A 9,781-nucleotide genomic window follows, 5' to 3' on the forward strand; every position below is an offset into this window, starting at 1 on the left:
GAATGCCGCAGGTCAGATATTCCAGCATGATGTCAGCCGGATAGGCGCGCACCGCCTGATAGTCGCAGGTGCAGGTCACCGACATCATCGGTAACAGGATGGTTTCGACAAACTGCTGGCCCGCCCCGGATTGCTGCAAATAGTCGCCAAAGGACCAGTCGGCCAGATCGGTGCGGCCGATATCGCGCTTTGCCCGGGCAAAAAATCGCCGGCTCTGCAGGCCGATACTCCAGGCCGCAGGGCTCAGCCAGCTTCGGCCTTTGAGATGGGAGAACCGTCCCGCGCCCCAATCTTTATTGCCATAATGCAGGATGACACGGTCCGCCTCATCGGAGAATATCCCGCTATGGTCGCTGGTCACGATCTCGACGCCAATATGCTCATAGAGCGCGAACAGATTGTCATAATAGCCGCGGCAGAAAATTCGCAGCGGGATGTCGATCCGGCGGGTGATACCATTGCTGGCATAGTCGACACTATACGCACCCATGCCGGCGCGCGCCTGGCTTTCAAAAACCGTAACCCGATATTTGTCCTTCAGCAAATAAGCGGCGGACAGACCGGCAATACCCGTGCCGATGACGGCGAGACTGGGTTTGTGCCGGTTGTTCGCGCCCGGTTCCATCAGGCGTAATAAGCCACGCTTTGCATCGCGGTCGCGATCAATTCGCGGCGGCTGTTCCAGATGCTCATATATTGGCTGCTGGCGCCATGATCAGCATGGTGGGTGTGGGAATCGATCAGCCACCAGCCGTCTTCGGTGGCGAGCTGTTCGGCAATGATATTGACCTGCCAGTTCATCGAGCTGACCATCGCATTCTGGTCGAGCAGTCCCATGACCGAAGGCGGCAGGCTGTCGCACATGCAGAGGATTTCCGCGACGGGGTCGAGGCCGGCACGCTGTTTCAGCCGCATCCAGCGGGTCAGGCGGTTGGTCTTGGTGCTGGTGTCGATTCGCTTGCCGACATATTCCATGTTTGAGGTGAAAAACTGCGGCGGGCCGCTGTGCAGGTCGGCCTCGCCGGGCAGCGGAGGAAAATCCGGTGCGTCAATATCGAATGTCTTCACTTCGGTGGCACGGGGCGCGGCAAAGATGAAATTGCAATGGAGCCCAAGGCCCTTGTCACCAAAAATCTCCGACTGCACAAAAGCGGTGCTCTTGCCGCGGCGCAACATGGCGGTTTCCGCAGTCAATGTCCCGAACAGCGGGCCAGTGAACGCAATTTGCGCCGATCGCAAGGGCGGCAGGTCCGCTTCGATATGGCTGGCTGCCTGATAGGCAAGCGCGCCGGACAGGCCGCCGAAGGCGGTGCGACCTTGCGTCCAGCTTTGCGGCAGGACGACCGGATGGTCAGGGCCACCGGGCCCGCATTGATCGAGCAGTTCGGAAAGGACGACAGTTTTGGGATGTTTATCGGTCATTCTTTCCGCTTATCGGGCTAATCGACTGAAATCCACTGGTAAGTTTTCTATCGATATTTACAAAAGCATGGATTTGATTTATAGCTTTGTTGATTTTTCAATCTCTTAGTGAAAGATATTGTGATGAGCTATACCAACACCCTGACCCGCGCCGATCTTGCCGATACAATGAACCGGCAAGTGGGGCTTTCTCGTGCCGATAGCGCGGTCATGGTGGAATCGATTCTGGATCATATGATCGAAGCGCTGGTCGATGGCGAAAATGTCAAAATTTCGGGATTCGGGACATTCGTGTTGCGTGACAAGGGAGAACGCACCGGCCGCAATCCCAAGACCGGCGTTGAAGTGCCGATCGCGCCGCGACGGGTTTTGACCTTCCGTGCCAGCCAAACGATGCGTGACAGGATTATCGCTGCAGGTTAATGGACCCGGCGAACCGGGAGAGTAGAGTATGACCAAGGAAAAAGGGGCTTTCCGGACCATCGGAGAGCTGTCGAAAGAGCTTAGCATCAAACCGCATATTTTGCGCTACTGGGAAGACCAGTTCGCGATGCTGACTCCCCTTAAACGCGCTGGTTCGCGGCGCCATTATCGCCCCGACGATGTTGCGATGGTCAAGACAATCAATCGCCTGCTCAACGAAGAAGGCTATACAATCAAGGGTGCTCGCAAATTTCTGGCCGCTCGGCGCAGGAGACCTGAGATGGTTGAGGATGCACCGCAACCGGCCTCTGCCATACTGCCATTGTTCGCAAATACGCATGAGGATAATGGTCTGATGCTGGCAGAACTGAAATCGATCCGCGACCAGCTAACGGATGCGCTTAGCGCGGCTTAGCCTGGTCGGTATCGTGCGCCCATTGCGCCGAAACATGATCATTCATTCTTCAGGGCTGGCTATATTGCGTTGTGCGAACCAGTCTCGCAAAAATGCCGCCTGACATCCGGTAAAGCCGTTGCTGCCAACCGCCGAGCAGCTATTGGGTCGGCCCAGGCGCGCGTCATCTTCATGGTTCTGGAATTGCGCTGACTAGGACATGGCATATTGCGCTTCGTCTTCCTTGTCCTTTTCCCGAACGGCCTTTGGTATCCGGTATCTTTCCGCTTCGGGCTGGTGCGCGCAAACGACGATTTCGCCTGCAGTCGATTCCGGACAATCGTCTTCACCATAAGTGATCAAAACCGACCATCGCTCGACAGCATCGTTGGTCCTGTTTGCTTCTTCAGATTTTGCCGGCGCTACGATCAGCAGCGATCCCATGGTCAACAGGGCGAATATTGCGCGGGCTGAAAAATTGACGATAGCCATCATCCTCGTGCCAGTGGTTTCGACCAGACGGCAGCGATCATCAAGATCCGCGATACGGTAGCCGAAACAGAACCCGATCCCATCATTATGCACCGGCACATTTCCATTGGCTGAACCCGCAGCCGGACAGGGAAGGAATTTCCTTCGTTGGATCATCAATCAAATGTGGAGGGAATAGGGCGGATAATTTCAGAACATGACCAGGCACTTGTGCTCTAGTCGTAATTTGGCCCCAGTTCCGGATCGAGATCACGCGGCCGGGTGAATCGGTCGAGCGTGCCGCATTTTTCGGTGATATCGGCCCAGTCGTCGATAGCCAGCGTCATCTCGGCCAGCGTCGCAGTCGGATATTTGGTTTCAACCTGGTCGCGCGCCGGGGAGCTGCCGTCATCGGGGACAAGATCGAAGATCAGATCCTCCAGTCCGGGATTATGGCCGACCATCAGAATATGGTCTGCATCGGTACGGGCAGCGCGCAATACGTCGAGCAGAGTGGCCGAAGAGGCGAGGTAGATTTTGCGGTCCCAGGTGGGTTCCATCGCCAGACCGCTGGCTTCCTCAACATTTTCCAATGTCTCGATTACCCGCACGGCAGGGGAGGCAAGGATTTGATCGAAGCTCAGTCCATTGTGCTGGATGAAGCGGCCCATCACCGCTGCCGCGCGCTTGCCCTTCTTGTTGAGCGGGCGATCAAAATCGCGATCGACCGGATCATCCCAGCTGGATTTGGCGTGGCGCAGGAGTGTCAGTTTTTTCATTGCCGATTGTCATGCATCAAACTTGTTTCAGTTGGAAGACCGGATTGCTTCATTTCCGATTTTGCCTTGCGGATCTCGGCCAGCGCCTGTTCCAGCGGCATGCGCTCCACCGGCGTGCCTTCGGGAAAGGCGGAAAGCAGACGTGAGGGGAAGGCCGACGAGAGGATGACAAAATGGCCATGGTCATCGGCGCGGCGTATGATCCGGCCAAAGGCCTGCGCCAGTCGCGCGCGAATGATCCGGTCGTCATAGGCGCTGCCGCCAGCCGCCAGCCGCCGGGCGCGATGGAGAATATTGGGGCGCGGCCAAGGCACCGATTCCATCACTACCAGTCGCAGACTCTGGCCGGGTACATCAACCCCGTCGCGCAGGGCATCGGTGCCGAGCAGGCTGGCCTTGGGGTCATCGCGGAAGATATCGACCAGGGTGCCGGTGTCGATCGGATCGACATGCTGGGCATAGATCGGCAGCCCGCTTTGCGCCATCCGGTCGGCGATCCGGGCATAGACAGTGCGCAGGCGACGTATCGCGGTGAACAGGCCCAGTGTGCCGCCGCCGGAGGCTTCGATCAGCTGCGCATAGGCACCGGCCAAACCGGCCATATCGCCGCGTTTCACATCGGTGACGATGATGACCTTGGCCTGATTGGGATAGTCGAACGGGCTGGCAACTTCGAATTCCTGTGGCGCATGTTCGAGATGCACCGCGCCGCTGCGCGCCCGGGCGGTATCCCAGCCGCCGCCGCCTTTCAGCGTCGCTGAGGTGATCATCACGCCATGGGCGGGTTTGGTGACGACTTCGGTAACCGGGATGGTCGGGTCGAGCCAGTGACGGCAGATCCCGACATCATATTCGCGGCCTTCGTAGCGGTCGATCATCAGCCAGTCGACAAAGTCGGGATCGGCCGGTCCGCCGATGCGCGACAGCAGCGAGAGCCAGCCAGACAATGTATCGCGGCGCCAGCCGAGGCTCGACAAGGCGCCTTCCATCCGCGCCCGGGCCTGTGCGTCCATCCAGTCGGGGCCCTCCTCGATCAGATGTTCGATCCGCTGGCCGAGACGAACCAGCGGCTTGAGCAGCGCATCCATCGCCTCTGCCGCATTGGCGACCGCGTCGATCATCGGGCCTTCGACATCGGTCAGTTCGGTTTCCAGCCCATAGCCGGCATCGGCGCTCTGGCTTTCGTCGCGGGCGAACACCATTGCGCGGACCTCGTGGAGCAGGGCTTCAATCGGACCAGAAGGTTCGCCCTCGCCGATCCGCTGGAGCCAGCCGTCACCGGGCATCGCTTCTGCGGCATGGCGGGCGCTTTCGATCGCGCGGCCGCCTTCTTCGTCATAGGATGCCAGATCGGCGAGGCGTGCGGCAAGTCCGCGACGGCGGCCCCGATTTTTCGTTTCCGGCCCGATCACCCAGCGCCGGATCTCTATCGTCTCCTGCCCGGACAGCCGCGCGGCGAACATCGAATCGGCGGCGTCGAACAGATGATGGCCTTCGTCAAAGATCAGCCGTGTCGGCCGGTTCTGCTGTTCGCGTCCGCGGGCGGCGTTGACCATGACCAATGCGTGATTGGCAATGACGATATCGGCTTGCTGGCTGGCGCGCGCCGCTTTCTCGATGAAACATTTGCGATAATGCGGGCAGCCGGCATAGACGCATTCCCCGCGCCGGTCGGTCAACGCGGTGGCGCCATTGCGACGGAACAGGGTGGTGAGCCATCCGGGCAGATCGCCGCCCACCATATCGCCATCCTTGCTATAGGCGGCCCAGCGCGCGACCAGATGGGCAAGGATCGCTGCCCGTCCGGCAAAACCGCCCTGCAGCGCGTCTTCCAGATTGAGCAGACAGAGATAATTTTCGCGCCCCTTGCGCACGACGACTTTCTTTCGAAATGTCTCTTCGTCCGGATAGATGCGCCGGGTTTCCCGGTCGAGCTGGCGTTGCAGCGCCTTGGTAAAGGTCGAAATCCAGACGGTGCCGCCAGCCTGGCGCGACCATAAGGAAGCTGGCGCCAGATAGCCGAGCGTCTTGCCAATTCCGGTGCCCGCTTCTGCCAGCAACATATTGGGAGCGCCCTTGATTCGGCGCGGATTGAATATCTGGGTAACGGCGGCGGCGTAGTTTTTCTGGCCCTTGCGGTCCTCGGCGCCTTCACCGGTCAAAGTCTCGAGCGTGGCGAGCGTATCTTGCTTGTCGATGGTGATTGACTGGGGCGCCGGACGTGGCGGCTCTTCTTCCCATTCCGACAATTTAGCAAACAGCCAGCGTTCCGCCTCGACCGGCTTTTCCAGTTTTCGTCCGACTTCCTGCGCCCAGGGCCAGCGCAGCCGGAACAGCGCCTGGGCGCTGCTCCAAGCGCCTTCCCGCTCTTTCCAATAAGGTGCCTCCAATCCTTCCAGCAGCAGGTGCGCGGCCTGCCGATAGAGAGCCGCAACATCTGCCTCCTGATCCGGCGGGGTCAGGCCGAGAGTCTTGGCGAGGCCAGCCGGTGTCGGGACAATGAACTGCGCCGGATGGATGAAGGCGAACAGCTCCAGCAGATCGAGACCGGACAGATCGGGATAGCCGAGCCGTTGACCCAGCAGCGGCGCATTGAGCAGGATATGCGGCGTTTCTGCGACACGGCCAATCGCCTCGCCCTTGCCAATCGCACGGGTTTCGCCATCGATCGAGCAAATCCAGATGCCGCTGTGGCTGGCGTGAAGCGCGGGATAGGGGAGGGAGCTATCGGTCAAGATGATCGCGGCTATGTCAGGGCGCGTGCGGACCGACCAGTGCGACCCCGGCAATGAAGCGATGGGCACCGAACAAAATAGCATAAAGGACCAGCGCGATGACGACGCTGATCACTTCCCGGCCTGGCGTTGCCAATGCGGCCGGTTTCACCCAGGCACCTTCATTGCGAGACACGGTAAAGATCGAGATCAGCGCCCAGAGGCCGAGACCGCCAAACAGGATCAGCGACTTGTTGTCGCCATTGGCAAGCAAATGGCCGGCAGACCAGATCAGCACGCCGGTCAGCATTGGATGGCGGATCCACTGTTTGACCCTTGATTTTCCCTGTGCCACGCCAATCAGATAGATGGCGAAAAACACCAGCAACATATTGAGATGGCGGCCCCAGCTGGGCGGGTCGTAGACAAATTCTGCCGGAGTTGTGCGCCAGCCATAGATTATCAATCCAACAGAGGTGAGCAGCAGCAATGCGGCCAGTCCCTTATGCGGCCCTTCGCCAATCGCGCCCTGAATCGAGCCACGTAGTCCCGGCGTAACCGATTTCATAAGGTGGACGATGCTCCAGAGAAGCACGCCTGCGATCAATAGTGTCATCACCATTCTCCTGATTTTGTCCTCTTCTAACTTGCTATACAGGCTAAGGCCACTATTTGCGCAGCATAGGCAGAAAAACAGGACAATTTCGTGACCGACTATCGTGAAGCAGCAGAGAATTCCAAAGCCTGGCCATTTGAGGAAGCCCGCAAGCTGCTCAAACGCTATCGTGGCGAGCGCGGTGCGCCGGCACCCAAGCCAGGTGGCGAGCCGATGCTGTTCGAAACCGGCTATGGTCCCTCGGGCCTGCCGCATATTGGCACATTCAACGAAGTCTTGCGCACCACCATGGTGCGTCATGCCTATGAAACGCTGACCGGCAATCCGACCCGGCTGATCGCGTTCAGCGATGATATGGACGGTTTTCGCAAGGTTCCGACCAATGTCCCCAATCAGGATATGCTGGCAGAGCATCTCCACAAGCCGTTGACGCAAGTTCCGAATCCTTTCGAAACCGAGCACGAAAGCTTTGCCGCGCATAATAATGCGATGCTGCGCGAGTTTCTCGACCGCTTTGGCTTTGACTATGAATTCGTATCATCGACCGAGAAATATCAGAGCGGCGCGTTTGACGAGACGCTGAAACTGGTGCTGGCGCGCAATCAGCAGATATTGGACATCATGCTGCCGACCCTGGGCAAGGAACGGCAGGCGACCTATTCTCCGGTGCTGCCGATCAGTCCAAAAACCGGCCATGTGCTGCAAGTGCCCGTGGAGATCCTCGATGCCGAAGCCGGCATTGTGCGGTTCGAGGATCAGGGCGAGATGATCGAGCATAATATCCTCTCCGGCGGCGCAAAGCTGCAGTGGAAAGTCGACTGGGCGATGCGCTGGACGGCACTGGGCGTCGACTATGAAATGTATGGCAAGGACCTGACCGACAGCGGCGTGCAGTCGGGCAAGATTGCCAAGGCGCTGGGTGCTCGCAAGCCCGAAGGCCTGATCTATGAAATGTTTCTCGACGAAAAAGGCGAGAAGATTTCCAAGTCGAAAGGCAATGGCCTGAGTCTTGACGACTGGCTGCGCTATGGCTCCGAGAACAGTCTGGCTTTCTATATCTTCCGCGAACCCAAGTCGGCCAAGCAACTGCATCTGGGCGTCATCCCCAAAGCGGTCGACGAATATTTCCAGTCTCGCGCTCTCTGGCATGAGCAGACTCCGGAAAAGCGGCTCGGCAATGCGGTTCATCATGTCCACAATGGTGATGTGCCGACGGACACGATCCCGGTAACCTTCGGTCTACTGCTCAATTTGGTCGGCGTGATGGGCGATGCCGATCGCGACCAGATCTGGGGCTATTTGCGCCAATATGCGCCGGACGCGACATCAGAGAAATATCCCGATCTCGACGAGTTGATCGGCAATGCCATGGCCTATCACAAGGATTTCATAGCCCCGACGCTGCACCGGCGCAAACCGGAAGGCGTTGAAGTGGCGGCACTGCAACGGCTCGACCAGGAACTTGCCGGACTGGCAGAACATGCCGCAGCCGAGGACATTCAGACGATCATCTATACTATCGGCAAGGAAGGCGGATTCGAGAATCTGCGCGACTGGTTCAAATCGCTCTACGAGACGTTGCTGGGATCGTCGCAGGGGCCGCGCATGGGCAGCTTCATCGCTCTGTACGGGGTGAAAAATACCCGCGCACTGATCGCTGAGGCGCTGGCTTCGGCATGATCGATATTTTCACCACCGGCGGGACGATCGACAAGGTCTATTTCGATGCCTTGTCGGAATATCAGATCGGGGCGACGGCGTTGCCGGATATCCTGTCCGAGAATAACGTCTTTGTCGCCCACCGGGTGACGCAGTTGATGCGCAAGGACAGTCTCGAACTGACCGATGCAGACCGGGCCGCGATCCATGATGCGGTGGCGGCGAGCGATGCGGACAAGATCCTCGTGACCCATGGGACCGACACGATGGTGGAAACCGCGCGCGTGCTGTCCGACATTGCGGGCAAGACGATCGTGATTACGGGCGCAATGCAGCCGGCGACGCTGCGCAACAGCGATGCCGAGTTCAACGTCGGTTTTGCGCTGGCCGCGACCCAGACGCTGCCGCCCGGCGTCTATATTGCGATGAATGGCGAGGTATTCGATCCGGCGACAACACAAAAAGACCGATCGGCGCATCGTTTCATCAGGGTTCAGGATTAGCTTGCGGACAGGGTGACATTGACGGAGGATTGAGATGGCAATGCGGACGGTCGAGCAACTGAGCGAGCAACTGCTCGACAAGCCATTGGCAGCGCTTTCCCGCGAGGAGCGCGGCGTATTGGAAGCGATCGTCTCCCGCCAGATCATTGCCGATGATGCCAGCACTCTGGCCGACGAGCAGGCCAGTTTCGGCGAGCGGCTTTCGGACCGGGTCGCCTCGGTCGGTGGGTCCTGGGGTTTCATCATTGTCTTTGCGCTGGTTCTGTTCAGCTGGATGCTGCTGAACTCGGAAGTGCTGACCCGGTTCGATGCCGCTTTTGATCCCTATCCCTTCATCTTTCTCAATCTGATTTTGTCGACGCTGGCTGCGATCCAGGCGCCGATCATCATGATGAGCCAGAACCGGGCGGCGAACAAGGACCGGATTGCCGCGGCGCATGACTATGAGGTCAATCTGCGGGCGGAAATCGACATCATCCGCCTGCATGAGAAAATGGACCTGCTGATGCTCGAGAAGATCACCAGGCTGCAAGCTGACCTCAACGAAATCAAGGCAGCGTTGCAGCCTGCCGGTTGAATTTTTTGCCGATCAGCAGTCCGAACAGCCAGTCCATCTTGCCCTGATTGGCCCATCGGCCGGTCGTCGTCGCCGTGCAGGTTGCCGCCCGGCACGGCGCGAACCCCAGAATGAAGGCCAGCGGGATGACCTGGAAAGAAGGCATGACCCTGTTTACCCCGTTTATCAGATTCCACAACGCCAGCAATCAATCGCTATTATATTCACCCGGTTCGGGCCATAG

The 9,781-nt window shown here is 58.7% G+C and carries 11 protein-coding genes; 5 read left to right on the top strand and 6 right to left on the bottom strand.

What is annotated here, in order from left to right:
* A partial coding sequence (locus V7665_RS11600) for an FAD-dependent oxidoreductase (protein WP_335664699.1) occupies window positions 1-625 on the bottom strand: 625 nt, incomplete at its 3' end.
* On the bottom strand, window positions 625-1,422 hold the full coding sequence (locus tag V7665_RS11605) for a thioesterase family protein (RefSeq protein ID WP_335664700.1): 798 nt from the start codon (window positions 1,420-1,422) through the stop codon (window positions 625-627). The genes V7665_RS11605 and V7665_RS11600, both read right to left, overlap by 1 nt.
* A gap of 123 nt (window positions 1,423-1,545) precedes the next feature.
* Between V7665_RS11605 and V7665_RS11610 the strand changes: the two genes are divergently transcribed.
* Entirely contained in the window at window positions 1,546-1,845 is a 300-nt protein-coding gene (locus V7665_RS11610) for an integration host factor subunit alpha (protein WP_100093482.1), read from the top strand.
* 28 nt (window positions 1,846-1,873) lie between these two features.
* A complete protein-coding gene (locus V7665_RS11615) occupies window positions 1,874-2,260 on the top strand; it encodes a MerR family transcriptional regulator (protein WP_335664701.1) in 387 nt (128 codons plus the stop codon).
* A 192-nt stretch (window positions 2,261-2,452) separates the two neighbouring features.
* Here the strand turns inward: V7665_RS11615 and V7665_RS11620 are convergent, their stop codons facing one another.
* The 4 genes from V7665_RS11620 to V7665_RS11635 form a co-directional block, all read right to left on the bottom strand.
* Window positions 2,453-2,824: a hypothetical protein gene (locus V7665_RS11620; protein WP_335664702.1), complete on the bottom strand. Its 372-nt coding sequence runs from the start codon at window positions 2,822-2,824 to the stop codon at window positions 2,453-2,455.
* A gap of 122 nt (window positions 2,825-2,946) precedes the next feature.
* Entirely contained in the window at window positions 2,947-3,489 is a 543-nt protein-coding gene (locus tag V7665_RS11625) for a SixA phosphatase family protein (RefSeq protein WP_335664703.1), read from the bottom strand.
* Window positions 3,486-6,224, bottom strand: coding sequence for an ATP-dependent DNA helicase (locus V7665_RS11630; RefSeq protein WP_442955219.1), 2,739 nt, complete (start codon window positions 6,222-6,224; stop codon window positions 3,486-3,488). The genes V7665_RS11625 and V7665_RS11630 overlap by 4 nt, the downstream gene beginning before the upstream one ends.
* A gap of 16 nt (window positions 6,225-6,240) precedes the next feature.
* Window positions 6,241-6,819: an NnrU family protein gene (locus V7665_RS11635; RefSeq protein WP_335664704.1), complete on the bottom strand. Its 579-nt coding sequence runs from the start codon at window positions 6,817-6,819 to the stop codon at window positions 6,241-6,243.
* 90 nt (window positions 6,820-6,909) lie between these two features.
* On the opposite strand from V7665_RS11635, the gene V7665_RS11640 reads away from it, so the two are divergent.
* From V7665_RS11640 to V7665_RS11650, 3 genes are read left to right on the top strand one after another with little or no spacing between them, the layout of a single operon-like run.
* The gene (locus V7665_RS11640; RefSeq protein ID WP_335664705.1) at window positions 6,910-8,499 is read left to right on the top strand and encodes a lysine--tRNA ligase; all 1,590 of its coding nucleotides are present in this window, start codon (window positions 6,910-6,912) and stop codon (window positions 8,497-8,499) included.
* Complete coding sequence (locus tag V7665_RS11645; RefSeq protein WP_335664706.1) at window positions 8,496-8,981, top strand: asparaginase domain-containing protein; 486 nt, start codon at window positions 8,496-8,498, stop codon at window positions 8,979-8,981. The genes V7665_RS11640 and V7665_RS11645 overlap by 4 nt, the downstream gene beginning before the upstream one ends.
* Before the next feature lie 34 nt (window positions 8,982-9,015).
* Window positions 9,016-9,558, top strand: a complete 543-nt coding sequence (locus tag V7665_RS11650; RefSeq protein WP_335664707.1) for a DUF1003 domain-containing protein — start codon at window positions 9,016-9,018, stop codon at window positions 9,556-9,558.
* Window positions 9,559-9,781 lie beyond the last annotated feature (223 nt).

It is taken from the genome of Parasphingorhabdus sp., from assembly GCF_036964675.1.
Classification (GTDB): Bacteria; Pseudomonadota; Alphaproteobacteria; order Sphingomonadales; family Sphingomonadaceae; genus Parasphingorhabdus.